We start from the raw sequence: 25,242 nt of genomic DNA, 5'->3' as shown, positions 1-25,242 counted from the left end.
AAAGCTCTATTAACTATTATTTCTTAGAATTTAAAGCCTTTTGAATTTCTTCATTATTTAGCTTTATTGGATATTTAGTTACCAAATCTTCATTAAATTTCTTTTCCAAAGATTTTTGATAGTCTGAAAGAACTTGTCCACGTGCTTCACGAAGACTTTTATAACGTGCTGCTTCTACTTTTTCGATAATTACATCAACAAATCTGCCATCCTTTACTATTGATTGAGTACCAACTTCCCATTTGGCTATATCAACAAATTTGTTATCTCCTTTTTTAAAATAACCCTCATCAATAACAACCTTATTTGGCTCTTTAGAGTTGAATATTTTTTCAACATCTTTTTTTGAATTAGTGTAAAATCTAAATGTTACTCTTTGATTTTTTGTCCAATCAAATTTATTAGCAGGAGTAGTTTTTACATAATCGTTTTCAATAATTCGTTCGATATTCAAACCATTGGTCATCAAGTATGTTTTCACTTTTTCGATACGTTCGGCCGAAGCATTTTCTGCTTCATTTTGGTCTGCATGTCCCCCAATTTCAAGTACATAGCCTTTATTGCGACGCATGACTTCAAGCACAGAAACCAAAATAGTTTTATGTTCGGTTGTCAAATCACTTAAATTTTTAGCATAATATAATGGTTTATTGTATGCTCGTTTGAGGTTATAAGGCGTGCCTTTCGTAAAAACATCTTTTACTAAATAAACTGTTTTTGCATCTTTAGAGGCTATTACTGTTGCCAAAACTCGCTCAGGCATACGGTATGCTTCTATATTTTTTTCGTAGAAAACTCTTTGTCCCGTAGTATCGGATGTTGATTTTTCATAAATCAAATCATTTAGTAACTGCATTTTTAGCAAACTTGTTGCATATTCATTAAGCAGCAGTTTAAAATCAGCGTTTATGTCTTCTAAATGTTCTTCTGCATAGGTTTTAACGGTATTCTCAACAAACTTCTTATAAAAACTTCGCATCGTTATTGAAGGGGTATAACTCGCAGGAATGCGTTCGAAGGTTTGTCTATCTACGGCAAAATCATAAAATAATTTAGTATCATACCGTTTTTTGCCAATACTAAAAATCGTTTGATTAGTAGTTTCATCATTGAGGGCATAATTCCACTTTTTTCTCAATAAATTAGTATCAGCAGCAGCAATTGCTTTTTTTACAACTTCCTCATTTTCAACGAATTGCATTTCTTTTTTCAATCGTTTCAAAGCATTTTCTTTTACCACATCGCCCCGAGAATCGGTTACCATTTTCTCTTTTATTTTTGGATAAATGGCTTCAAAAGATTCTAAAGGTAATTTTTGATAAAGTTTAATAATATGCCAACCCGCAGATGTACGAACAGGTTGCGAAAATCCTCCTTCTTTTAGAGCAAAAGCCGCTTGTTCAAAAGCTGTTTCTTCTCTTGTGCCAATTCCAAAAGCAGGTAAAAAACCTCCGTAGTTTTTTGTTTTGTAGTCGTCCGAATATTTCTTACATAAATCTTCAAAAACTCCTCCTTTGTTTAATTGAGCATACAAAGAATCTATCTTTGCCTTTACTTTAACATTGACCGAATCGGGTGCATTTAGAGCAACCATTTTTAAAATATGTTGCACTCTCACATTACCGCTAAACGGACGACGCTCATTGACTTTGATGATATGATAACCACCTTTAGTTTTGAAGGGCATTGAAACCTGACCAATGGGTGTATTATAAGCTGCTTTTTCGATTGAGTAAACAAACTGAAGGGCTTTGAACCAACCCAAATCTCCGCCAATGTTACTTGTCTTTTTATCTTGTGAAAATTGTTGAGCCAATATTCCAAAATCTTCCCCTGTCAAAGCTTTATTACGAATATCAATTAATTTTTGATAAATAGCGGCTGTATCGGCAGGTTCAGCAAATTCAGAAATTTGGTACATAATATGTGCCGCCCGGATCTCTTGCTTCATCCAATCGTAAGTCTCTTTCAACAAATATTTTATTGTGGTACTGTCGGTCAAATATGCTTCTGCCAAGATTCCTCGATAGGTTTCCATTTCATCTTTAAAATCTTCGTTTTGGTGGTAACCTCTTTTCTTAGCATCGGCAATGATTCGCTGGTCGTAGATAACTTCTTCCAAAGCACTTTTGGGTGAAATCGAATCATCAAGCATTCTTTTTTCAACTTCTAACTGTAATTCTGAAGTTGTCAACTTATTGGTTCCAACAGTCATTGCCACGGGTTGAAACTTTACGTCTTCGATTGGCTGACTTTTAACTGTAGGGGCAGATGTTTGAGGCATAGCAAAAACATCATCAGTTTTTTTAGGGGCAGATTGTTGAGAAACCCTCCTTTGTGGCGTAGGTTTTTTTGAAATTTGGCAAGCAAACTGAAAAAAGGCTACTAATATATATATAATGGTATTTATTTGCTTCATATAAAGGCACAGATGAATCATCTACAATAAAAAACTGATAAGGTTAAAATTTATTGTGATGAATATAAACTTTGTTTGGGTAATTAAGAGCTTTTAACAATTAGCCATTGACTTTAGGCTAAAGAAAAAGATTAAAATTTTATTCAAGGCTCAAAATTAAGCGAAAATTCTTCGTTTTACGAAGTTTTTACAATAATTTCTTCAATTATTGATTCGCCAGATGAAAAATCACCACTTGTCCATTGCCATTTTTAGTGCAAATTTACCAATCCATTCAACAAGATTTCGGGAATTCAATGACAAATACCTTCATCAGTTCACCAGCGATGTTGATATGTTCATAAGGCAAATCTAAGGAATTGTTTTCTAATGTTCGTGCAATCAAGAAGCCTTTCACGATACTTCCACCGCTATATTCTGCCCAAACTATTTCACATTTTTGTTTGTAATGAAAAAGTGTTTCTAAACTCACCTCTCCGTTGGTAGTATTAGAGGTTGTTTAAGTTTTTTTTTGCTGGAAAAAAATGATACTTTTTCAACGAAGACTATGTTAAAAAGGTGCATTTTAAGCCCAAATCAAAAAACTTAAACAACGTCTTAAGCTACTAACTTGAATGTTTTATTGCGGTAATTCATTTCAAGTTTTAAAAATTAGAAAGTGGGAGAGAGGTTTTTATTCTTTCAAGAAACAAAAGCTACACAATTGGTTCTTGTTGCGAAAGGCAATGAAAACTACCCAATCCCCAAATAATTTCGGTGGCATCAATTCCTACTATTTTTCGCTCAGGAAAACAACCTTGTATGATTTCTAAAGCAACTTCATCTTTATTGCAACGGTAGGTTGGCACAATGACCGAGCCATTGGTTATCAAGAAATTAGCGTAAGATGCTGGCAGTCTGATTTCACTATCATAAACGGCATTAGGCATCGGCAATTCTTTGATATTCAACTGTTTGCCATTCAGCAAACGCATTTTATTGAGGTCTTTTAGATTTTGTTTGAGCGGCTCATAATTATCGTCAGACTTATCATGTTCTATTACTGTCAATACCGTATCTTCATTTACGAAGCGAGTAGTGTCGTCAATATGTCCGTCGGTATCATCACCCACAATTCCTTCTGTTACCCACAAAACTTGCTCAACGCCATAATAATCACACAAATATCCTTCAATTTGGTCTTGGTTCAAATCTGGATTTCGATTCGGATTTAGCAAGCAAGATTTACTTGTCAACAACGAGCCTTTTCCATTAAATTCTACCGAGCCACCTTCCATAATAATTCCTGGCACAACGTATGGCAATTTTAAGTAATTTGCTATTTTAACAGGAATTTGGTCATCGTCATCAAAAGGTGGATATTTCCCTCCCCACGCATTATAGCCCCATTCTACTATCATTCGTTGTTTGGTATCAGTGTTTATCAAAAACGCTGGGCCGTGGTCTCTGCACCACGAATCATTATTTGGATGAATCGGTATTTCAATTTGATTTTTATCAACTTCATACTTATCCAACAAGCTTATTATCAATGCTTTATGAGCTTCGTTAGTAGCATTAATACACACTTTTTCACTTTCAGAAATTGCTTTGATGAATTGTAAATAAGCAGGATATATTCGCTCCAAACGCCCGCCGTAGTCCCACGAGTCGGAACTTTGTGGAAAACTTAACCAGGTCGCTCTGTGTTGATGCCATTCGGCAGGAAAGAAAAAGCCTTGTTGTTTTGGAGTCATTTTTCAGAAATCAATTAGAGATTATAGTAAATAGTTGGTGGTTAAAAAGCCTTAATCTTGTTAAATAAGTACAAAGATAAGGTTAAAATCTAAAACTATAAATCCAAACTTTTCGATATATCGTAAATGAATGAGAACAACAAAAATAGTTGTTATGAGGTTTTGTAGTTTGAGTGAATCTTCAAGGGGTTTTAAATTGAAACCTCTTGTTTTTAAAGAAATTTTTGGAAAAATGAGAAGAAACCAACATCTTTGAGAAAATATTTTTATTTAGTCCGAAATCAAAGAAACGTTTGGCACGACGCATTAGCATAGCAGAAGAAGAATTAGTGTCTTTGTTGAAAAACAAAGACCAGAAGGGCTTTAATATCCTGTATAATAATTATTCAGGGGCGTTGTTTGGTGTGGTTAATAAAATCGTACAATCAAATGATGATGCCAATGATTTACTTCAAGATACTTTTTTAAAGATTTGGAAAAACATTGACAATTATGACCCTTCGAAGGGGAGTATCTTTACGTGGATGATGAATATTGCTCGAAATTTGGCAATTGACAGGGTTCGCTCTGCAGATTTCCGAGATTCATCACAAAATATTTCGATGGAAGATAATGTTATCTTTCAAATAGACAACGAATATCAGACTGTACAAGACATTGACGCAATAGGATTACAAAATGTCATAGAAAAACTCAGGCCTGAATATAAGCAATTGATTGATTTGGTGTATTATAAAGGATATACACAAGCGGAGGTTTCGGAAGAATTTGGCATACCTCTCGGTACTGTTAAAACAAGAATAAAAGCAGCAGTTGGTACTTTAAGAGCAATGTTGTAAGACTGAAATTAGTAAATTATATGTGTAACTAATTTATAATAAGACATTTACTTGTTAAAGAAAATCAAACAAAGGAAAAAAAGAGTGAAAATTTCACTCACTTAATAAATATAATGAATATTCAAGAATACATAGCATCGGGGGTTTTGGAGAGCTACGTACTTGGTTTAGCTAATGAAACAGAAATAGCTGAAATCGAGCAGTTGGCCGTACAATCACCTGAAATTAAGGCTGAAATTCGAGCTATCGAAGATGCCTTAGAAAGCTATGCTTTTGCTAATGCTGAAGCCCCTCCCGCCTATTTGCAAAGTCAAATTTGGGATAAAATAGCGGCAGAGTCGGATGTAAAAACGACAAAAGTAATAGACTTTGAGAGTGGAAAAGAAATTAACGCAAGTGAACAACAACCACCAAAAATAACAGGATTCTTTGGTAATTACCTCCGCATTGCAGCATCGTTAGCATTGTTGGGTAGTATTTTAGCCAATGTTTATTTGGGAACTCGCTGGAATGAAAGTAAGGAAAATCTTTCGTTGGCGATAAATGAAAATATAGAATTACAAAAAAATGCAAAATCGCAAGAAGGGGCAATAATGCCGAGTGAAGTAAATATGTTAATGAGTCCAGAAATGAAAATGAGTAAGTTGGTTGGTCAGAAAGGCTCTGAAAACTCGACTGTTATGCTAACTTGGGATACCAAAACTAATAAAGTTTACCTGATTCGAGGCAATTTGCCCATACCACCCGATGGTATGCAGTATCAACTTTGGGCAATTGTCAACGATAAACCGATGGATGCTGGTGTTTTTGACATAAAAAATAATACGCAAGAGTTAAAAACAGTACCACAGCCGAAAGCTTTCGCAGTAACACTCGAAAAGAAAGGAGGAAGTCCAGTTCCTACTTCTGATATTATGGCGGTGGGAATTTAAAAATATAGTTGTTTTTTCAGAAACGCAGCATTACCAATTTGGTAATGCTGCGTTTTTTTTGTCAAAGTAAAAGTTTAGCGTTTTACGTTTTTCTCAAAACAAAAAAACTTCATTATTTCTGTAACCTTTCTTTTTTTGCTAAGTTTCCACTTTCAAATAACCGAAAAAACGAACATTCTATTGAACGCATTGACTGACAACAGCCTTATGCTTAAAGTAAAAGCAGGAGATTTAGATAAGATGGGTTTGCTTTTTGAGCGTTACCATCGGCCTTTGTTTGCTTTTCTTTATCACTCGACGGGTCAGGCTGCACATAGCGAAGATTTAGTACAAACGGTTTTTTATAGAATGTTGAAATATCGTTACACATTTACCGAAGTAGGTGAGTTTAGAACTTGGATGTATCATTTGGCACGAAATGTATTGAATGATGCCATCAAAAAAACTACCGAATTATGTATCACGCAGATGTAACTGTAATGAGTGAAAGAAATCTCTCAGAGCCATCGGCAGGTATTCAGGTAGAAAAAAAACAAGAATCTGAAGCCTTGCATGAAGCATTGACCAAACTAAGTTCCGAACACCGAGAGGTTTTAGTTGGTGGCTCCAATTTCATATTGTTATTAAAAAAAAATCATGCTTTAGGTTTATTCTTTAGTAAAATCAAAGTTGCCACAACCATATCAAGGAATAATTTATTTGATAGCGGCTAAAATATTATTTATCAAGCTGGTACATTTGTTGAAATATTGCCAGGTTTACGAATGAGAGAGTAGTTTTTAAAACCCAATTTGGTGGATATAATTGAGTTTTCATGTGATTAAAAAAAAACACCTAACCAAATTGGTCAGGTGCATACAGTTTTTAGTTTAGGGTTGTTGTAAGACTATTTTTGAGTTAGGGGTTATTTCTCTACAAAATTAAATTTATTATTGAATAAATACAAATTTTTTGTAAAAATTTTATGTAGATACATATAATTTGTTTTAGATTTTTTTTGATTTAGCAATAAAACTCAAAACGCCACCTCAGATTTTTCCGAGATAGCGTTTTGAACTTTTAGTTTAGAGAAATTATTCTTTATCTTTAGGTTGAGTGCTAGCATATACCCAACAACCTCCTGCCATCACTAAATCTTTGAGTACCTGAAACATTGCCATTTGATCTCCATCTGTTACCTTTGGTAAGTAAACCGTCAATGCAAAAATAATAAGCATTAGTCCTAATAGTGTAGCTGCCAATCGGGTATATTTTCCTATAATAATAGCTACTGCAGCCGAAAGGTGAGCAATTCCTGTAAGATATACCCAAAAAACACCGCCAGGTAACCAACTCGGAACCATTCCAACCATATTTTTAGCAATCAAAAAATGAAACATACCGAAAACTGCAATCGGTATAGCTATTAAAAAGTGTCCATATTTTACGATACTATTCATGTTGATAGGTAGTTAAGGTGAATAATTTATTTATTTCTTTGAAAAGTTAATTTTTATATTGAATAAATGCAAATTTTATTTAACTTATTTTTTACTAATTATTTGAAATATATTCATTTACAAAACAAATTCTTTGTTTATATGTTTGGATAACAAAATGGCTTCTATATATATGTCAAAATCATTACTCAAATACAAAAATTACGACGTTCATTCTGTTACAACGGCTCATGGTAAACACTTAAATGCCAACATCGTCACATGGCTAATGCAAGTAGCAATGGGCGGTAAAATGCTTTGTGTAGCTCTTTATAAAATTGATTATACCATTGAGTTGGTAAGGGAATCTAGATTACTAAATATCAATATTTTAGCAAAGGAGCAAACTAACTTAATTGCGAAGTTAGGCAGGAAAAGTGGGCGAGATTCGGACAAATTCCGAAACTTAAAATATGATTTAGATGACCGAGGGATTCCTTTTTTAACAGAGGCAATCGGTTATATTCAGTGTAAAGTATTACACTCTACTGATAGCGGTGACCACGAAATTTTGGTTTGTGAAGTTTTAAAACAAGTCATTCTTAATTCTGAAAAAGAAGTAATGACCCATCATTTTTTGCGTGAAAAGGGATTAGTACGTGGATAATCGTAGGCTACCCAAATAGCTTGCTTTAGAGAATCTGATATTTTATTGAATATCTTTTTATTTGTAAGTTGCTTATGGTCAATATGTTAATTTTATTTTAAAGAAGACCAACACAAAAAAAAGCCTTCCCTCAATGAAGAGAAAAGGCTGGGTATATTGTGGTGGTGATTTTATTATAAAATATCGTCAACTTCGGTCATTTCCAAGCCCCACGCATCGGCAACACCTTTGTAAACAATCTTTCCGTTGGCAACGTTGAGTCCTTTCTTCAATTCTTCATTTTCGTTACATGCTTTTTTCCAGCCTTTATTAGCCAACTGCAAAGCATAAGGTAAAGTTGCGTTGGTCAATGCAAGCGTAGAAGTATAAGGTACAGCCCCAGGCATATTGGCAACGCAATAATGTACGATGTCGTCAATCACAAATGTAGGGTTTTCGTGTGTTGTGGGTGTACAGGTTTCAATACAGCCGCCTTGGTCAACTGCTACATCAACTACAACTGTTCCGGCACGCATAAGTTTCAACATATCACGAGTGATAAGGTGTGGAGCTTTAGCCCCTGGAATCAATACTGCACCAACGACCAAATCAGCTTCGGCAATTGCCGCACTAATATTATAATGATTCGACATCATGGTTGTAACATTTGGCGGCATAATATCTGACAAATAACGCAAACGAGGTAAACTTACGTCCATTATCACTACTCTTGCACCCAAACCTGCTGCCATTTTCGCTGCTTGTGTTCCTACGATTCCACCACCTAAAACTAAAACTTTTGCAGGTGGAACTCCTGGAACTCCTCCTAAAAGAATACCTTTTCCTCCAGATGGTTTTTCTAAATATTTAGCACCTTCCTGAATCGCCATACGTCCTGCTACTTCCGACATCGGTACTAATAAAGGCAAGCTGCGGTCAGACTTCTCTACGGTTTCGTAAGCCAAACAGACTGCTCTACGCTTAATCATGGCATGAGTCAATAGCTCAGAAGAAGCAAAGTGAAAGTAAGTAAATAATAGTTGGTCTTTTTTGATGAGCGGATACTCCGAAGCAATGGGTTCTTTTACTTTAATAATCATTTCGGCGATGCCGTAAACCTCTTCAATGGTAGGCAAAGTTTCTGCACCAGCTTTTACGTACTCATTATCACTAAAACCGCTACTTTCTCCTGCACTTGCTTGTACGTATACTTTGTGTCCATACTTTTTCAACTCTGCAACACCTGCTGGGGTGAGAGCTACACGATTTTCGTTGTTCTTGATTTCTTTTGGTACGCCGATTATCATTTCTAAATGTTTTTTTGATGAAGTGTAATTGATCTCCGCTACCGTAATCGGTAGTGGAGATGTATATTTTTAGTATGAAGTGTAATTGCACTACAAAATTAGTGTATTAAGAAAATATTATGGCTATCTATAAAAAAATAAGAAATTATTGTTTTAAAATGTTATTTTTGCAGAAATAATTCCTGATATTATGCTTTTTTGCATTTCCGAAAAGAAAAAAATTCTGATAAATAAAAAGCAATAAATTATATGCTTCGGTTTTTAGCAATTTTTCATAAAATTTCATTCAAAAAACATAATGCTTACAGCAAAAATATAAATAATGAATCTTGACGAAACTGACAAAAAAATTTTACGGCTACTTCAAGAAGATGCCCATTTGACCTTGAAAGATATTGCCAAGCAAATTAATCTTTCGCTTACTCCTGTGCATGACCGTGTGAAGCGTCTGAAGCAAGAAGGGATTATTGAAAAGTATGTTACAATTTTGAATAAAAAGAAATTAGGGAAAAATCTAACGGTGTATTGTCAGGTTACGCTAATAAAGCAAACACATGATACTTCAGAAGGTTTTAATCAACTCATTCTGGATTTACCTGAAGTGGTAGAATGTAATTTTGTATCAGGAAGTTTTGACTATATGCTCAAAATCGTAGTGCCAGATATGGAAAGTTATCATCAATTTCATCAATTGAAACTTTCTGTGCTGCCCAGTGTTTCACTCATACATAGTTTTTTTGTAATGTCGGAAGTAAAAAGTACGACAGTTTTACCGATTTAGGAAGTACGGTGTATGATTTATAGTTAGGTTTAGGAACTGATTTAAAGAAATAGAAAAAACAATCATTCATTCACAAATTCGCTCATTCTATAATTGTCTTTCTCAACACGCAAATCGAAACCCAATACCGTGTACATTTTCAATTTTTATTGATGTATCTTCGGCGAGCATTTTGCGAAGACGAGTAACAAAAACATCGAGGCTTCTGCCTAAAAAATAATCATCACGACCCCAAATGGCGGTCAAGATTTCATCACGCTTGATAACTTGGTTTTTTCGTTCACACAAAAACTTCAAAACTTCGGCCTCACGGTGTGTAAGTTGTTCTGTTTTTGTAGTAGATTGTAAAGTAAGTTGTTGATAATCAAAGGAATAGAGTCCAATATTCCAATTATCTACTCCACCAACTACTTTACTTACTTCTTTACGTTTTAGAAATATTTTTATTCGCAGACTTAATTCTTCAATGCTAAAAGGCTTCGTTACGTAATCATCTCCACCAATTTTTAGTCCTGCAATGCGGTCTTCTTGCATAGTTTTGGCAGTCAAAAATATAATAGGAATGTGCAAATTCTGTTTTCTTATTTTTTCGGCTAACGAAAAACCATCCAATTCAGGTAACATCACATCGAGTAAACAAAGGTCATATTTTTCTTTACTAAAACTTTTCCAAGCCTCTTTTCCATCTTGAAAATGAACGATTTCATAACCTTCGAGTTCGAGGTTATCTTTCGTTACGAAACCCAAATTTGGGTCGTCTTCTACATATAGAATTTTAGGCATTATTTCAATTTACGATTTACGAGGTACGAACGGTTCGCCATTGCGATTACGATTTGGACTATCCTAATAATTACAAATTACTGTTTTCGAGAAAAAAACCATAAATTCAGATGGGCATTGTAACTTTAAATGTACTTCCTTCACCCACTTCGCTTTCTACATTTATTTGCCATTTATGTGCTTTAACAATTTCATTCACGTAACTCAAACCCAATCCAAAACCTTTGACATTGTGCAAATTTCCTGTTGGTACACGATAAAATTTTTTGAATATCTTATCCAGACTTTCTTTCGGAATACCAATGCCTTTATCACTCACCGAAAAAACAATTGTATCGCCAATATTTTCAGTTTTTATATAAATACTCGGCTGTTTTTTCGAGTATTTTATGGCATTTTCAACTAAGTTTCTTATAAGACTGAGTAATTGTGTGCGGTCTGCATAAACACTTGATTTTGAGGCATTTAACTCCATCTTTAAATTATCCTCTAACTCTGCTTGTGTACCTTCTGTTACTTCATTTATCAAACTATGAAGCTCCTGTAATTGTATATCCAAATTCATTTTTCCACGTTCCAACTTAGCCGTATTAAGTACTGTTTCGACTTGGGTTTTCAAACGATTGTTTTCTTGTCGAATAATCTGAACATACTTTTTGAAGCGTTCGGGTTGGTCTATAATCTTCGCTTGACTCAATACATCGGTTGCAATTCGGATGGTCGAAATAGGAGTTTGAAACTCGTGCGTCATATTATTCACAAAATCTCGTTGTACTTCGCTCAAGCGTTTTTGACGTAGAATTATAAACATAGCATAGCCAAAAAATACTGTTACAACCAGTGTTATGAGTGACGAAATTAACCAAATATCTAAGCGACTGGCTAAATAGCTCGTTTTACTCGGAAATCTCACCCCAAAATAGTTAAGGTATTTATCGGTTTTGGGTAGTGGTTTGGCTGCTACCTCGCCTTCTTCAAAATTTGAGTTGATATATGCTCCATAAACAATTTTTTCGGTATCGCAGTCGTAAATGCCATATTCAAAGTCGGTGTTTAAATTTTGCTTCTTAAATTCATCTTTTAGATAATGTTCCAACACGGCAGCTTCCAAAGGAATTCGGAGATTTGCCACATAATAATCTGACGAAAGCTGACTAACTGGATTTTCAAATTTTGAGAGTTTATAGAGCGTAGAAATTCTGTTCGCCACATTTCGCAATGAAATCATTACGGTTTGACGAAATTGTTGTTCTTTAAGGTCGAAAGCACTTTTGACCCAGTAGGCTTGCACTGCAAGAATCCCCGTAATCGAAAGCGTACCCAACAAAATTAGGAGCCTGATTGTATTTCTATTCAAAACGGGATAGTTTTTTTGTAAAATTATAAAAAAGAACTTTGAATGTCAAGAATTTTGAAATTTGTTAGTGAATATTAAATTAAATAAATGTCTGAAAACCACCTGATTTCTTCTTAAAGCAATTATTTTTCTTTGAAAAAGCAAATTTTCTACCTTAATTTGCTTTGCTATAAAAATATTATTTTGATACTTATTACATTTAACCCTAAGCAATATGCAAAAATTACAAACGATTGATTACTTGGTTTTTCTCTTCTATTTTATTGTTGTGGCGGGATATGGCTTCTGGATTTACAACAAGAAGAAATCGGCACAAACTTCAACTAAAGACTTCTTTTTGGCCGAAGGCTCGCTTACATGGTGGGCAATTGGTGCTTCATTGATTGCTTCTAATATTTCGGCCGAGCAAATGATTGGTATGTCGGGTAATGGTTTTTCGATGGGTTTAGGTATTTCTACTTACGAATGGATGGCAGCAGCTACTTTAATTATTGTAGCTGTATTTTTTATGCCAATCTATCTGAAAAATAATATTTCGACCATGCCTCAGTTTTTGAGCCAACGTTATAACAAAACGGTGAGTTTGATCATGGCAATATTTTGGTTGTTGCTTTATATTATGGTAAATCTTACTTCTATTTTATATTTAGGAGCATTGGCAGTATCGGGTATTTCGGGCTTAGATTTTTATACTTGTATGGTGTTTTTGGCAATTTTTGCCATTATAATTACCATAGGTGGCATGAAAGTAATTGGCTATACCGATGTTATACAAGTGTTTTTCTTAGTAATTGGCGGTTTGGCGGCTACCTATTTAGCGGTAACACTTGTGTCTTCGAAATATGAATTGACTGGGCTTGTCAATGGTTTCAAAATGATGACTCAAAACCACGATGACCATTTTCACATGATATATCCAAAAGGAAATCCAAATTATATGTCACTTCCAGGCCTAACTGTACTTTTTGGCGGTATGTGGATTGTGAATCTAAACTATTGGGGCTGTAATCAATATATTACGCAACGGGCATTAGGTGCCGACCTTGATACTGCACGGAAAGGTTTATTGTTTGCGGCATTCCTTAAATTATTGATGCCCGTAATCGTTACTTTACCCGGCATTGCGGCTTATGCTCTTTACCAAAAAGGAATGTTCCAACAAGAAATGTTAGGAGTTGATGGTACTTTCAACCAAGACCGAGCCTATCCCGTATTATTAAATTTATTGCCAATGGGGCTAAAAGGTCTTTCATTTGCGGCACTTACTGCGGCAGTTGTTGCCTCGTTGGCTGGTAAAGCCAATAGCATTTCTACAATTTTTACTTTAGATGTTTTTAGACCATATTTTGCAAAAGATATGAGCGAAAAAAGCCTTGTAATGGTAGGTAGAGTAGTAATTGTTATTGCCATGATTTTGGCAATCGTGATTTCCCCATTCATGGGAATTGAGAAAAAAGGCGGCTTTCAATTTATTCAAGAAATGACAGGTTTGCTTTCTCCAGGTATTTTTGCGGCATTTATCATGGGCTTTTTCTGGAAAAGAACTAATTCGGCAGGGGCATTTTTTGCCATTGTGGGTGGTTTAATAATAGCAGTATTAATGAATTTTGATGGTGATGCAAAAGCATTGGAGGTTTTAGGTTTCAATAACTTATTTCCATTTGACGATTGGAGTTTAATGCCATTTTTAGACCGTATGGGTTGGGTATTTGTAATATGTATAGCTGTTATGTTTATTTTGAGTTTGGTATTGCCCGATGAGAAAAAAGGACTTGAAATAGATGCTTCTATGTTTAAACCATCTACTGGTTTTACTATTGGAGCAAGTATAGTTATTATTATCATTATTTCTCTTTACACGTATTTCTGGTAAAACTTCGAGTCGATGGTCAATAGACTATAATCAATAAAACAATAAGAATGAGAAAGGTACTGCGAGAAATTGTAGTACCTTTTTTATTTTCTAAAAACAATTAAAGCGAAATGATTACTTTTGCGAATCTTATATATTTAAAAAAAGGCTATAAACCATCAACTATAAATGAAAATTGCCGCCATTGATATTGGCTCAAATGCCGCACGAATGCAGATTTCGTCGGTATTGACCAACAAAAAAACAATAAGTTTTAAAAAAGTAGAATATGTGCGTTTTGCCCTGCGTTTGGGTATGGATGTATTCAACTCGGGCAAAATTTCGTCAGGTAGTGAAGCCCGAATCAAGAAATTATTGCAAGCATACCAACTTTTAATGGAACTCCACGAAGTAGATGCCTATATGATTTGTGCCACAAGTGCCATGCGAGAAGCAGAAAACGGAGACAGTATTGTAGAGCGAATTAAGAATGAATTGGGTATGGAAATTCACTTAATTGAAGGCGAGAAAGAAGCGGAACTCATCAATAATGTTATTGTAGTTGTACTTCAAAATGACAAAACTTATTTGCATATTGATGTAGGTGGCGGAAGTACTGAACTAAATATTTATAAAGGACAGCAGAAAATTGCAGCAAAATCGTTTAAAATTGGCTCAGTTCGCCTACTCGAACACAAAGAAGCTCCTGATGTTTGGAAAAAAATGCAAGCTTGGGTCAAAGAAAACGTGCCGACTCATGTAGAAGTAACAGCGGTAGGAACTGGCGGAAATATCTCGAAACTTTTCAACATGATTGAAAACAAGAAAGATAACAAAGCAACCTTGAAAGATGTTGAAAAAATGCGAAACTACATCGAAAAGTTTAGTTTGGAAGACCGTATAAACAAACTACAACTCAACGCCGACCGTGCCGATGTCATTGTTCCTGCGTCTGATATTTATCTTTCTGTGATGAAATGGGCAGGTGCAATCGAAATCATAGTACCTGATTTAGGGCTAAAAGATGGGATTTTATTGCTTGTTTATGAAACTTTGATGAATGAAGAGTAGGGCATTATAAAAACAAAAGTCCCGAAGATGTCGGTACTTTCAAAAAAGATTCTAAAAATTGCTAATGACTTAAAAACGTTTTATAGTATCAGAAATTATTTCAACACAATCCCACATTTGAGATTCGGTCATAACCAATGGTGGAGCAAGGCGAATTTTATTGCCATGAGTAGGTTTTGCCAAAAGTCCATTGTCTTTAAATTTCATGCAAATATCCCAAGCTAAATTTGAATCTTCGTGCGAGTCAATCACAATGGCATTAAGTAAGCCTTTTCCACGAACTTGTGTTACTATATTTGTTTCCTGAATGAGCTTAGTCATTTCATGTCGAAATAATTTTCCTAAAAAGTCTGCATTGTCTGCCAATTTCTCATCTTTTACAACCTGCAAAGCCTCCATTGCTACGGCACAAGCCAACGGATTTCCGCCATAAGTAGAGCCATGTTCACCTGGTTTTAGGGTAAGCATAATTTCATCATCAGCCAAAACTGCCGATACTGGTAAAACTCCTCCCGAAAGAGCCTTACCTAAAATAATAATATCAGGACGAACATTATAATGGTCTGTTGCCAACATTTTTCCAGTACGAGCAATGCCTGTTTGAATTTCGTCAGCAATAAAAAGTACATTACTTGCTTTGCACAAACGATAGGCTTCGGGCAAATAATTATCGTCCGGTACAACTACACCAGCCTCTCCTTGAATTGGTTCAAAAATAAAACCTGCAATATAAGGGTCATTGATTAATGCCTCTTCTAATGCTTCGATATCATTATAAGGCACAACTTCAAAACCCGACATAAATGGGCCAAAATCTTGGCGGGCTGTAGGGTCGGTCGAAGCGGAAATTACTGATAACGTTCGTCCGTGAAAATTGCCACCAGCAAAAATAATTTTGGCTTTGTTTTCAGGAATTCCTTTTACTTGATAAGCCCATTTGCGACAAAGTTTCAAAGCCGTTTCAACTGCCTCAACGCCTGTATTCATTGGCAAAACTCGGTCATAGCCAAAGTAATTGGTAATATATTCTTCATAACGCCCCAATATTGAGCTATAAAAAGCCCGTGAAGTAAGCGTTAGTTTTTGCGATTGGTCAATCAAAGCTTTGATGATACGTGGGTGACAATGCCCCTGATTTACTGCCGAATATGCCGACAAGAAATCGTAGTAACGCTTGCCTTCAATGTCCCAAACATACACACCCTCACCACGGTCGAGCACTGCCGAAATAGGGTGATAATTATGAGCTCCGTAGCGTTCTTCTAATTCGATAAGTTGTTCGCTTATTGATGTATTTACTAACATACTCAAGAATGATTAATTGTTAATTACAAATGTTCGCTAATTTCCGAACACATTATTATAAATTCTTTTTAGAGAAATATTATTTAAATATGTTAAAATGACTTAATATTTTTTATAAATAAGTTATATTTACTTTATTTTTAAATTTTAAAGTAAAAAATACGCTATAATATGTAATTATAAATTATATTGACTTATGATAACTGAAGACTTGCTGGATGAATTTGATAGAAAAATTTTGCTCCAACTCGAAAAAGATGGTAGAAAACCCTATTCGGAAATAGCCAAAAACATGGGTATTTCTAATACAATGGTGCATCAACGAGTTACTCGTTTGAAGAAAATCGGTGTGCTGAAAGGAGCAGGAATTATTTTGGATGAACGAAAATTAGGCTACGAATGGAGTGCATTTACAGGACTTGTTTTGAAAGAAGACTCTGATTCAAAACTAATTATTGAGGCTTTACGAAAAATTCCAGAAGTAACAGAATGCTATTACATTACGGGCCAATATACGCTTTATATTCGTATTGTGGCAAAGTCGAGTGAGCATATGAGAAGCGTACTTTATGATAAAATAGACCATATTGCTGGCGTACTCAAAACCGAATCAATGATTGATTTTGGTGCGGCTTTTAAAAGGAATGTAAGCGTAGAATTGTAAGATATTTGATATATTGCCAAATAAAATTTGTTTTAGTCTATCAAAATTGTGGGTTGTATATTTGAAAACCAAATATTATTTTTGTAAAAATCTTTTCCCAGTTCGATAAATAAGTTATACCAATGTCAAAAATTTATTTAGATAATGCCGCTACAACTCGCCTTGATGACGAAGTTTTACAAGTGATGTTACCACTAATGACCGAAAATTTCGGAAACCCATCATCTATCCATTCGCATGGGCGACAAGTGCGTTCGGCTGTTGAAAAAGCTCGTAAAACAGTGGCAAGCCTTATTAACGCTTCACCGTCTGAGATTTTTTTTACTTCGGGAGGAACAGAGGCAGACAATACTGCCATTATGTGTAGTATTGATACTTATAATATTAAACATGCCATTACTTCACCAACTGAGCATCATGCAGTATTGCACACGCTCGAATATTTGGCAAAACAGGGTATCATCGAGCTAAGTTATGTAAATCTTGATGAAAAAGGTCATGCTGATTTAGCTCATTTAGAGGAGTTATTAAGTACAAAGCCACGTACTTTAGTGTCGTTAATGCACGGCAACAATGAAATTGGTAATTTGATAGATTTGGAAAGAGTAGGGGAGTTATGCAAACAATACGGTGCCATTTTTCACTCCGATACAGTGCAGACAATGGGGCATTATAAGCACGATGTTCAGCTATTGAATATAGATTTTCTGGTAGGAGCTGCACACAAATTTCATGGACCAAAAGGGGTTGGATTTTTATATATTAACGCCAACAATAAAATTCATCCATTCATTCACGGCGGCTCACAAGAGCGAAATATGCGTGGTGGAACAGAAAATGTTTATGGCATTGTAGGCTTAGCAAAAGCCCTCGAAATTGCTTATGCAGATATGAAAGAACACAAAAGTCATATAGAAGGTTTAAAACAACGCATGATTGAAAAACTTCAAGTAGCCATTCCTGACGTGCGTTTCAATGGAGATTCTGCAAATTTGGAGCGTAGTCTTTATACTGTTTTAAACGTAAGTTTACCGCAAAGTGATGATAATGATATGTTACTATTTAATTTAGATATTGCTCAAATTTCTTGTTCGGGTGGCAGTGCTTGTACGAGTGGGTCAGATGTAGGTTCGCACGTGTTGGGAGCATTAAATGTACTGCCAGAGCGTGGAAATGTACGTTTTTCTTTTGGAAAATATAATACCGTTGAAGAAGTTGACAAAGTGGTAGAGGTTGTGGCAGGTTTGTATAAATAAAGGCTAAAAAATATCACAAAAAAAGTCCCACTTCTTTCGAGGTGGGACTTTTTTTTATAATTATTCGATTATCAATTAGTTAAAGATATAACGTAATGTCAATTGAGCATTCCAAACATCACCCGAACCACTTCTGTTTTGGAAAGTATCTTTCAACAAACCGGTTGTAGAAGTTGTGCTAATTCCATCGGTGTTTAGCGTTCTTGTTGTTTGAGTATTCAAACGATATTGAGGAACACCAACAGCAGTAACACTTACAAAAGCCAAAGGCGAAGTATTACTTACAAACCGACCAACACCCCAGTCGCTATTTAATAAGTTTGCAAAATTTTGAATATCTGCACGTACTTGGATTGTATTACGCTTTCCTTTTATGTTTACAAAAAACTCTTGGATGAACGATAAGTCATATTGATTCAACCAAGGAAGGATAGAACCGTTACGGTCAACGTACTGACCACGTTTTGTACTCAAATATGGGTCTTGGTCAATAAATTTATCAAAAGCTTCAGCTTGTTGTGCAGGTGTATAAACCACTCCACCAATGGCAAGGGTGTTTACAAAAGTCAAATCAGTTGCTTTATTTGGCACATATAACAATTCGTTTCCTGCAATACCGTCACCATTCATATCACCAGAAATTGAATATGAATAACGTGAAGTACCCGAGCCACCAACATAACCAATTGAAACTTGGGAAGAACCACCAAATTTCCCACCATATTCAAGGCGATAACTCAATGCACCTACAACACGTTGAGGAAGGTCAAAATCACTCGTAGACAAACCTAATCTGTTATTCCCATTGACACTTCTTGCACCAGTAAATGAACCTGAAGCAATAGAACCCGCTGACATTAAATCACGTGTTTTGCTATAAGTATAAGCAACCATACCATAGAAACCTTTAGTCCATGGCTTTTCTAATTTGAATGTCAAGGAAACGTTTTCACCTGTATTATTACTTCTCAAAACCGCCGCACGAGACACATTATCATTAATACGGATAGCATTTGTTAAGTTAGCACCAGTCAAACCAGAACCTGGGAAACGGTCACGAGTATCAGGACCAGTAAACTTACTGGTTGCCGGCTCTAAGTTTGCATCGAAATATTGAGCTGAATTCAAGAATTTGTTATACAAGAAATCTATCGAACCAACTAAACCAAATGGTAATTTTTGGTCAACTGCAATATTGGTTTTCCAAACTTGAGGAAACTTGTAATCTGAGTCAGTTGCAGCAATATCAAAAGTAGTTGGTAATGTTGGCGTAGTTGGAGCATAAACCGAAGCATCTTGCACAAATGGATATGCTTTCGTATTACGAGCCTCTATAAACCCTGTCAGAATACCGTTATTACCAATTTGATTTGAAATGAATACATAAGGAGGACGACCAGTAAAGATACCTGAACCACCACGAACCTGAGTTGTACGTTTTCCAGTAACATCCCAGTTAAATCCAAGACGAGGCTCAAACAAAATTTTCGTACCAGGCATAGTACCTGTATTAATTTTGTATGCCGCACCTTCTGTGTCTTTATAGGTTTGTCCCGAAATAGTCTTATTTTCTAAAGCTGTATTGCCTAATGCTATTACGCTTGCTCTCAAACCCATTGATAATTTTAATTTACGAGACACTTGGTAATCATCTTGACCATAAAAGTCAAATTTATTAACTTTCAAAATCTGTAATGGTTCTGCACCACCTTCCAATGCCGAATAACGATATTGGAACAAGTTTACAGTAACATCTTTATTTCCATTTGCTGAAGCATAGAAATCTGCTAATGAGTTAAATACCCAAACACCATTTGAAGCAGGGAAGAATAAGTTATTAGATTTGTAATTCTCGTAATTAGCTCCTACTGTGATAGTATGTTTGTTTTTAAACAAAGTATAGTTATCTGTGATGTGAAACGTACCATAATTCAACTTATTACTTGGTGTAAATGGGTCGAAACCAGTTGCAATATAAGTTTGATTATTGTTCAAAATATCAACCGTTGGGAAAAATGCACCAGCATAAGCACGGTCTTCATTCTGTTTGTCGTAACCAATAATGAAATTATTGGCTGCTTTTCCTTTGAAAGTTGAGTTCAATTCAGCTACAATCGAGCGAGTATTATCTTGAATCAAATAACCAGAGTTTTTGAACGACATTGAGTTTGCAGTGATACGGCTACCAAAACCAGCCGAAGAGCTGTTACTGATAGTAACGTAATCTTGTGAGTTGTGGAATGTATAACGTACCGTAGCCTTATGGTTATCACTAATGTTATAATCTAAACGAGCCAAAAATTTATCAGAAGAAGTTTGGTCATCATAAGCCTCATAAGGGCCTGTTTCATATCCAAACTTTGTTTGCATAAATGTACTCAAAGCGTCAATATCTGCTTTCTCTACACGTGTCGGGTTACCAGGGTTATTAGAACCTTTTGCCACAAAAGCCGATGCTGGTGATGTTCTTCTTTGGAATTCACCATTCACGAATATAAACAACTTGTTTTTGATGATTGGAGCTCCCAAACGGAAACCAGTGATTTTCTCATCAAATGTTCCGATAGTTACTGGTAAACCTTTTGCTTCTGTACCTACAAAACTTTTACCGTTATTACGGAAACTGTGATAAACCGAACCTTGTACTTCGTTTGTTCCTGAACGAGTTACGGCGTTCAAACCCGCACCAACAAAACCTGATTGGCGTACATCAAAAGGAGCAATACTTACTTGAATCTCCTCGATGGCATCCAACGAAATAGCAGTTGAATTTGTACGTCCACCAGCTTGAGAATCAGAACCTAAACCAAATCCGTTATTAAATACCGAACCATCAATAGTAAAGTTGTTCAAACGGCTATCTTGACCACCGAACGAACGACCATTACCCTGTGGATTATACTTAGTAAAATCATTAATCGAACGGCTACCAATTGTTGGCAACGCTTGTAAGGCTTGCTTACCAATTGTTGTAGAAGCACCAGTACGGTCAGAGCTGAAAATGTCACTGCGAGTAGATACAACTTTGATTTCATCAAGGAATGTTCCTTCCTCATCTAATTTAACGTCAACGTTAGCAGCAGTTCCCAAACTTGTAATCACCCCTTCTTTTACGGCTTCTTTGAAACCAATGAAAGTAAAAGTAATTTTATATGGACCACCGATACGTAAAGCAGGAAGCGTATAACGACCCGATACATTTGAAACGGTACCATACTTTGTACCCGATGGTACGTGAATAGCAACAATCGTTGCACCTGGTAAGCCTTCGCCTTTAGCATCTGCGACTAAACCGCTGATTGATGAAGTAGTAACCTGTGCAAAGCCTTGAAAAGCAAATAGAATTACTGTAAAAAGGCTAAACGCTGTCTTAATAGCGAAGCGTCGCCCGAAAGTAAATTTTCGCATCATTTTTTTTTGGAGTTAGAAATGTTTGAAGTAAAAATTATTTAGTGGTTTTTAATTTTTCTATACAAAGGTCACATTTTTTTTCTCTAAAAAAAACAAGCACCTATCCTTTTTATTTGGATAAGTGCTTGATTTACAACAATTTATATGATTTTTAATGAAAAATGTTGGTAAAATTCTATTTTGGTGTATTAAAAGATTGTTATGCGTGCCGAATATTTTTATACTCCCAAAATTTCATGCCCCATTTTGTCTCTTTTAGTCTGCAAATATTTTTCATTGTGAGGATTAGAAGAAATCTCAATCGGAATCGATTCTATTATTTCCAAACCATAGCCAATTAAACCCGCCCGCTTTTTAGGATTGTTTGAAATAAGCTTCATTTTTTTGATGCCCAGATTACGTAAAATTTGAGCTCCCACACCATAATCCCGCTCATCCATATTGAAACCCAATTCGAGGTTTGCCTCAACTGTATCTCGTCCCATTTCTTGCAATTTGTAGGCTTTGAGTTTGTTTAAAAGTCCTATTCCACGCCCTTCTTGATTCATATACAATATGACCCCTTTTTCTTCTTTTTCAACAATTTCCATGGCAGCGTGAAGTTGAGCACCACAATCGCAACGGCACGAACCAAAAATGTCACCAGTTACGCAAGAAGAGTGTACACGCACCAAAATAGGTTCGTCGGCTTCCCAAGTACCTTTGATAAGTGCCAAATGCAATTGGTCATTGTCTAATTGTCGAAAAGCAACCATATCAAAATGTCCCCATTTGGTAGGCATATCAACACCTATTTCTCTTTTTATCAGGCTTTCTTTTGATAAACGGTATTCTATCAAATCTTTGATACTAACCAATTTGAGGTCGAATTTCTTAGCAATTTCAAAAAGTTGAGGTAAACGGGCCATTGTACCGTCTTCATTTAAGATTTCGATAAGCACACCCACAGGCTCTAAACCTGCCAATTTTGCCAAATCAATAGCGGCTTCGGTATGCCCTGAACGACGTAATACGCCACCTTCGGCAGCACGTAAGGGAAATATATGACCAGGGCGACCTAAATCTTCTGGTTTTGTGTCAGAACTAACCAATGCTTGAATTGTCTTTGCACGGTCACTTGCCGAAATGCCCGTTGTACAGCCATTGCCAAGCAAATCAACGGAAACCGTAAAAGCTGTTTCATGCTGGGCGGTATTTTTTCCTACCATCATATCAAGTTCTAACTCTTCACAACGCTTCCGAGTAAGCGGGGTACACATCAAGCCACGCCCTTCTTTTACCATAAAATTGACCATTTGGGTCGTAGTTTTTTCGGCAGCACATATAAAATCTCCCTCGTTTTCACGGTCTTCGTCATCTACGACAATGATTATTTTTCCATTACGTATATCTTCAATTGCTTCTTCTATGCGGTCTAATTTCATTTATCTATTATGGTATATATGTATTTCTGAAAAAACAGTTTTATGAATAAAAACGTTTGTAAAGGTAATAGATTTCGGTAGAACTGTATTTGTATGAGGTAAATCAAATTTATTTTGAGAAAATATGTCAATTTCCACGGTGGCTAAGCGATATGGGCAGGTTGTATATTTTAAAAGGCTATTAAAGCCTTTGCTTGTTTTTCGAGGAAGTTTAGATAAACATCGAAGATAAATTCTTCGCCATTAAAATGAGTGTTCATGTTTCCTAATTTAATACGCAGACCAAGTACGTCTGTTCCCATGTAACTCAAAATATCATTGAGATGCCCTAAACCTACGGCATTGCCCAAAACTCCTGCCGAAATTCCTACAAGAGCTGCTTTTTTATTATTAAAACTATCGGGATAGCGTAGCCCATCAAAAAAACTTTTTAAAACCCCAGGAAATGAGCCATTATATTCGGGAACAATAAAAACAAATTTTGTGGTGTCATCTATAATTTTTTGAAAATCATTAAACGCTTCATTTTTTCCTGAATTGTGATACAGAGCCGAAAACACAAAGTCTTGTGGGAGTTCAGCTAAATCTATAATTTTACTTTCTTCGCCTAATGTTGTTAATAAATTTTGGTAGCTTATACCTACTTTTCTCGAAATTGAATTGTGGCGATTTGTGCCTATTATGATGCCAATCATTACAAACTATTTAATATTTATACCTAATAAACTAACAAAAAATAAAATAAAATGTTCACCATCGAAAAAAACTCAACTCGCCTTGCTCGAATCTCGTATCTTTGTTATACAAAAATCAATCAGAAATTTTATGTTAAGAACTACTTTAGGAAAATTTAGGACAATAGCTTTTTTAGAAGGTTGTTCGTTTATTCTTTTTGGCATAACAATGCCACTAAAATATATGATGGGAATGCCAAAACCTAACTATTTTGTTGGCATGACACATGGCGTACTTTTTATCAGCTATGTTTTGCTTTTGGCTTTAGTTAAGATTCAATATAAATGGTCATTGAAAAAAACTGCTTTGGCTTTTATAGCTTCCCTTATTCCATTTGGCACTTTTTATGCCGATAAAAAGTTGTTCAGGGAGCAAGAGAATTAATAAAAAATAAGCTTGAATAGTATAAAATAGCCGAAGGGTCAAAAGAAATAATTTCTCTTGACCCTTCGGCTATAATAAGGCTCAATATTTATTTTACAGCTAATTGTCCTCTAATTTCACCATTTGGTGCAATTTTACTGTGAATGTTTACATAGAACAAGCCCGCTAATAAATCAGCTTCTTGGTCGGTAGTGAGTGCTACTGTAGAAAAATTAAATGGACTTGTAAATGTTGTTCCCATATCTAATACAACAGGACCAGCGACTCCAACTGCACCCTTGTGAATATGCCATGCCGTAGGTGTTAAACCTGCATAGGTTACAGAAACTTTCAAAATCTTAGTTCCTTTGTTATAAGTACCGCTTACTGAACCTGTAGCTGTTGTAGCTGCAACCGCTAATTGTCCTCTGATTTCACCGCCTGGAGCTTTGGCACTATGAATATTTACATAGTTTAATCCACCAACTAAATCAGCTTCTTGGGCAGCAGAAAGGGCAGCCGAAGTAAAAACAAATGGAGTTTTAAATTCAGTGCCAAAATTAAAAACTACCCCACCAGCAACTCCAGCAGCAGCTTTGTGAATGTGCCATGCCGTAGGTATAACACCTCCATAAGTAACGGTAAGATTTAAAATTTTGGTGGTTTTGTCAAAAGAACCAACCGCATCTCCAGTGGCAGTAGTTGTTACCGCTGGTACTTCATTAGCTCCTGAAAGCGTAGTTGTTGCATAGAGCATATTGCTATTTCCAGCGAGTGTACTTGATACAACTTGGTCTGGAATTGTCTCATCTTTTTTGCAACCAATTGCCAATGCTAAAATGAGAACGAACGAATAAAATAAGTGTTTTTTCATTTAATTAAGATATTTTAAATTTAAATTTAAAAATTAAGTATAATGAGTAGAAAATAATTGATCTATCAT

Annotated in this window: 23 protein-coding genes; 11 read left to right on the top strand and 12 right to left on the bottom strand. The window is 35.5% G+C overall.

The features are described 5' to 3' along the window. Positions 1–16 precede the first annotated feature (16 nt). From ACH2CJ_RS19475 to ACH2CJ_RS19465, 3 genes are all read right to left on the bottom strand, one after another. Positions 17–2,419: a peptidylprolyl isomerase gene (locus tag ACH2CJ_RS19475; protein WP_394995573.1), complete on the bottom strand. Its 2,403-nt coding sequence runs from the start codon at positions 2,417–2,419 to the stop codon at positions 17–19. Between the two features lie 274 nt (positions 2,420–2,693). Further along, complete coding sequence (locus ACH2CJ_RS19470) at positions 2,694–2,891, bottom strand: hypothetical protein (protein WP_394995571.1); 198 nt, start codon at positions 2,889–2,891, stop codon at positions 2,694–2,696. 223 nt (positions 2,892–3,114) lie between these two features. After that, positions 3,115–4,155 (bottom strand): agmatine/peptidylarginine deiminase, encoded by a 1,041-nt coding sequence (locus tag ACH2CJ_RS19465; RefSeq protein WP_394995568.1) that lies wholly within the window; start codon positions 4,153–4,155, stop codon positions 3,115–3,117. A 293-nt stretch (positions 4,156–4,448) separates the two neighbouring features. On the opposite strand from ACH2CJ_RS19465, the gene ACH2CJ_RS19460 reads away from it, so the two are divergent. From ACH2CJ_RS19460 to ACH2CJ_RS19445, 4 genes are all read left to right on the top strand, one after another. Then, positions 4,449–4,994 (top strand): RNA polymerase sigma factor, encoded by a 546-nt coding sequence (locus ACH2CJ_RS19460; RefSeq protein WP_394995565.1) that lies wholly within the window; start codon positions 4,449–4,451, stop codon positions 4,992–4,994. Positions 4,995–5,107: 113 nt separating this feature from the next. Beyond that, positions 5,108–5,926, top strand: coding sequence for an anti-sigma factor domain-containing protein (locus ACH2CJ_RS19455; RefSeq protein ID WP_394995563.1), 819 nt, complete (start codon positions 5,108–5,110; stop codon positions 5,924–5,926). Between the two features lie 207 nt (positions 5,927–6,133). Further along, on the top strand, positions 6,134–6,400 hold the full coding sequence (locus tag ACH2CJ_RS19450) for an RNA polymerase sigma factor (RefSeq protein WP_394995561.1): 267 nt from the start codon (positions 6,134–6,136) through the stop codon (positions 6,398–6,400). After that, on the top strand, positions 6,382–6,639 hold the full coding sequence (locus tag ACH2CJ_RS19445; RefSeq protein ID WP_394995559.1) for a hypothetical protein: 258 nt from the start codon (positions 6,382–6,384) through the stop codon (positions 6,637–6,639). The genes ACH2CJ_RS19450 and ACH2CJ_RS19445 overlap by 19 nt, the downstream gene beginning before the upstream one ends. Before the next feature lie 360 nt (positions 6,640–6,999). Here the strand turns inward: ACH2CJ_RS19445 and ACH2CJ_RS19440 are convergent, their stop codons facing one another. Beyond that, positions 7,000–7,365: a DoxX family membrane protein gene (locus tag ACH2CJ_RS19440; RefSeq protein ID WP_394995556.1), complete on the bottom strand. Its 366-nt coding sequence runs from the start codon at positions 7,363–7,365 to the stop codon at positions 7,000–7,002. 172 nt (positions 7,366–7,537) lie between these two features. Here ACH2CJ_RS19440 and ACH2CJ_RS19435 point away from each other — a divergent pair, with 172 nt between their 5' ends. Further along, complete coding sequence (locus tag ACH2CJ_RS19435; RefSeq protein ID WP_394995554.1) at positions 7,538–8,011, top strand: flavin reductase family protein; 474 nt, start codon at positions 7,538–7,540, stop codon at positions 8,009–8,011. A gap of 173 nt (positions 8,012–8,184) precedes the next feature. On the opposite strand, the gene ald is transcribed toward ACH2CJ_RS19435, so the two are convergent. After that, positions 8,185–9,297, bottom strand: a complete 1,113-nt coding sequence (ald, locus tag ACH2CJ_RS19430; protein ID WP_394995551.1) for an alanine dehydrogenase — start codon at positions 9,295–9,297, stop codon at positions 8,185–8,187. Between the two features lie 322 nt (positions 9,298–9,619). Here ald and ACH2CJ_RS19425 point away from each other — a divergent pair, with 322 nt between their 5' ends. Continuing rightward, positions 9,620–10,078, top strand: a complete 459-nt coding sequence (locus tag ACH2CJ_RS19425) for an Lrp/AsnC family transcriptional regulator (RefSeq protein ID WP_394995549.1) — start codon at positions 9,620–9,622, stop codon at positions 10,076–10,078. Positions 10,079–10,180: 102 nt separating this feature from the next. Here ACH2CJ_RS19425 and ACH2CJ_RS19420 read toward each other — a convergent pair whose 3' ends face one another. Both ACH2CJ_RS19420 and ACH2CJ_RS19415 read right to left on the bottom strand, forming a co-directional pair. Continuing rightward, entirely contained in the window at positions 10,181–10,861 is a 681-nt protein-coding gene (locus tag ACH2CJ_RS19420) for a response regulator transcription factor (protein ID WP_394995546.1), read from the bottom strand. A 106-nt stretch (positions 10,862–10,967) separates the two neighbouring features. After that, positions 10,968–12,218 carry a sensor histidine kinase gene (locus ACH2CJ_RS19415; protein WP_394995543.1) on the bottom strand — a complete coding sequence of 417 codons (1,251 nt, stop codon included), beginning with the start codon at positions 12,216–12,218 and terminating at the stop codon, positions 10,968–10,970. A gap of 214 nt (positions 12,219–12,432) precedes the next feature. Here ACH2CJ_RS19415 and ACH2CJ_RS19410 point away from each other — a divergent pair, with 214 nt between their 5' ends. Together ACH2CJ_RS19410 and ACH2CJ_RS19405 are read left to right on the top strand one after the other, a co-directional pair. After that, on the top strand, positions 12,433–14,091 hold the full coding sequence (locus tag ACH2CJ_RS19410) for a sodium/solute symporter (RefSeq protein WP_394995541.1): 1,659 nt from the start codon (positions 12,433–12,435) through the stop codon (positions 14,089–14,091). Positions 14,092–14,259: 168 nt separating this feature from the next. Beyond that, entirely contained in the window at positions 14,260–15,141 is an 882-nt protein-coding gene (locus ACH2CJ_RS19405) for a Ppx/GppA phosphatase family protein (protein ID WP_394995539.1), read from the top strand. Between the two features lie 69 nt (positions 15,142–15,210). Here ACH2CJ_RS19405 and rocD read toward each other — a convergent pair whose 3' ends face one another. Beyond that, entirely contained in the window at positions 15,211–16,446 is a 1,236-nt protein-coding gene (gene rocD, locus ACH2CJ_RS19400; protein WP_394995536.1) for an ornithine--oxo-acid transaminase, read from the bottom strand. 196 nt (positions 16,447–16,642) lie between these two features. On the opposite strand from rocD, the gene ACH2CJ_RS19395 reads away from it, so the two are divergent. Both ACH2CJ_RS19395 and ACH2CJ_RS19390 read left to right on the top strand, forming a co-directional pair. Then, positions 16,643–17,110, top strand: coding sequence for an Lrp/AsnC family transcriptional regulator (locus ACH2CJ_RS19395; RefSeq protein ID WP_394995534.1), 468 nt, complete (start codon positions 16,643–16,645; stop codon positions 17,108–17,110). Between the two features lie 122 nt (positions 17,111–17,232). Further along, complete coding sequence (locus tag ACH2CJ_RS19390; RefSeq protein ID WP_394995531.1) at positions 17,233–18,366, top strand: cysteine desulfurase family protein; 1,134 nt, start codon at positions 17,233–17,235, stop codon at positions 18,364–18,366. 75 nt (positions 18,367–18,441) lie between these two features. Here the strand turns inward: ACH2CJ_RS19390 and ACH2CJ_RS19385 are convergent, their stop codons facing one another. The 3 genes from ACH2CJ_RS19385 to ACH2CJ_RS19375 form a co-directional block, all read right to left on the bottom strand. Beyond that, positions 18,442–21,777 carry a carboxypeptidase regulatory-like domain-containing protein gene (locus ACH2CJ_RS19385; protein WP_394995528.1) on the bottom strand — a complete coding sequence of 1,112 codons (3,336 nt, stop codon included), beginning with the start codon at positions 21,775–21,777 and terminating at the stop codon, positions 18,442–18,444. Positions 21,778–21,995: 218 nt separating this feature from the next. Next, on the bottom strand, positions 21,996–23,201 hold the full coding sequence (locus tag ACH2CJ_RS19380) for a bifunctional 3,4-dihydroxy-2-butanone-4-phosphate synthase/GTP cyclohydrolase II (protein WP_394995525.1): 1,206 nt from the start codon (positions 23,199–23,201) through the stop codon (positions 21,996–21,998). Positions 23,202–23,371: 170 nt separating this feature from the next. Further along, positions 23,372–23,896, bottom strand: a complete 525-nt coding sequence (locus ACH2CJ_RS19375) for an NADPH-dependent FMN reductase (RefSeq protein ID WP_394995522.1) — start codon at positions 23,894–23,896, stop codon at positions 23,372–23,374. A gap of 130 nt (positions 23,897–24,026) precedes the next feature. Between ACH2CJ_RS19375 and ACH2CJ_RS19370 the strand changes: the two genes are divergently transcribed. Further along, entirely contained in the window at positions 24,027–24,320 is a 294-nt protein-coding gene (locus tag ACH2CJ_RS19370) for a DUF3817 domain-containing protein (RefSeq protein ID WP_394995519.1), read from the top strand. An 88-nt stretch (positions 24,321–24,408) separates the two neighbouring features. Here the strand turns inward: ACH2CJ_RS19370 and ACH2CJ_RS19365 are convergent, their stop codons facing one another. Next, complete coding sequence (locus ACH2CJ_RS19365; RefSeq protein WP_394995516.1) at positions 24,409–25,173, bottom strand: CHRD domain-containing protein; 765 nt, start codon at positions 25,171–25,173, stop codon at positions 24,409–24,411. Positions 25,174–25,242: the final 69 nt, after the last annotated feature.

Source organism: Emticicia sp. (assembly GCF_043780375.1).
Classification (GTDB): domain Bacteria; phylum Bacteroidota; class Bacteroidia; order Cytophagales; family Spirosomataceae; genus Emticicia.
This window is presented reverse-complemented; position numbering and strand designations above follow the sequence as displayed.

Excerpts from the sequence above, each read along its gene's own strand:
- ACH2CJ_RS19475 (WP_394995573.1), bottom strand. The coding sequence starts at position 2,419 with ATGAAGCAAATAAATACCATTATATATATATTAGTAGCCTTTTTTCAG.
- ACH2CJ_RS19465 (WP_394995568.1), bottom strand. The coding sequence starts at position 4,155 with ATGACTCCAAAACAACAAGGCTTTTTCTTTCCTGCCGAATGGCATCAA.
- ACH2CJ_RS19455 (WP_394995563.1), top strand. The coding sequence starts at position 5,108 with ATGAATATTCAAGAATACATAGCATCGGGGGTTTTGGAGAGCTACGTA.
- ACH2CJ_RS19450 (WP_394995561.1), top strand. The coding sequence starts at position 6,134 with ATGCTTAAAGTAAAAGCAGGAGATTTAGATAAGATGGGTTTGCTTTTT.
- ACH2CJ_RS19445 (WP_394995559.1), top strand. The coding sequence starts at position 6,382 with ATGTATCACGCAGATGTAACTGTAATGAGTGAAAGAAATCTCTCAGAG.
- ACH2CJ_RS19440 (WP_394995556.1), bottom strand. The coding sequence starts at position 7,365 with ATGAATAGTATCGTAAAATATGGACACTTTTTAATAGCTATACCGATT.
- ACH2CJ_RS19435 (WP_394995554.1), top strand. The coding sequence starts at position 7,538 with ATGTCAAAATCATTACTCAAATACAAAAATTACGACGTTCATTCTGTT.
- ald (WP_394995551.1), bottom strand. The coding sequence starts at position 9,297 with ATGATAATCGGCGTACCAAAAGAAATCAAGAACAACGAAAATCGTGTA.
- ACH2CJ_RS19425 (WP_394995549.1), top strand. The coding sequence starts at position 9,620 with ATGAATCTTGACGAAACTGACAAAAAAATTTTACGGCTACTTCAAGAA.
- ACH2CJ_RS19420 (WP_394995546.1), bottom strand. The coding sequence starts at position 10,861 with ATGCCTAAAATTCTATATGTAGAAGACGACCCAAATTTGGGTTTCGTA.
- ACH2CJ_RS19410 (WP_394995541.1), top strand. The coding sequence starts at position 12,433 with ATGCAAAAATTACAAACGATTGATTACTTGGTTTTTCTCTTCTATTTT.
- ACH2CJ_RS19405 (WP_394995539.1), top strand. The coding sequence starts at position 14,260 with ATGAAAATTGCCGCCATTGATATTGGCTCAAATGCCGCACGAATGCAG.
- rocD (WP_394995536.1), bottom strand. The coding sequence starts at position 16,446 with ATGTTAGTAAATACATCAATAAGCGAACAACTTATCGAATTAGAAGAA.
- ACH2CJ_RS19395 (WP_394995534.1), top strand. The coding sequence starts at position 16,643 with ATGATAACTGAAGACTTGCTGGATGAATTTGATAGAAAAATTTTGCTC.
- ACH2CJ_RS19390 (WP_394995531.1), top strand. The coding sequence starts at position 17,233 with ATGTCAAAAATTTATTTAGATAATGCCGCTACAACTCGCCTTGATGAC.
- ACH2CJ_RS19385 (WP_394995528.1), bottom strand. The coding sequence starts at position 21,777 with ATGATGCGAAAATTTACTTTCGGGCGACGCTTCGCTATTAAGACAGCG.
- ACH2CJ_RS19380 (WP_394995525.1), bottom strand. The coding sequence starts at position 23,201 with ATGAAATTAGACCGCATAGAAGAAGCAATTGAAGATATACGTAATGGA.
- ACH2CJ_RS19375 (WP_394995522.1), bottom strand. The coding sequence starts at position 23,896 with ATGATTGGCATCATAATAGGCACAAATCGCCACAATTCAATTTCGAGA.
- ACH2CJ_RS19370 (WP_394995519.1), top strand. The coding sequence starts at position 24,027 with ATGTTAAGAACTACTTTAGGAAAATTTAGGACAATAGCTTTTTTAGAA.
- ACH2CJ_RS19365 (WP_394995516.1), bottom strand. The coding sequence starts at position 25,173 with ATGAAAAAACACTTATTTTATTCGTTCGTTCTCATTTTAGCATTGGCA.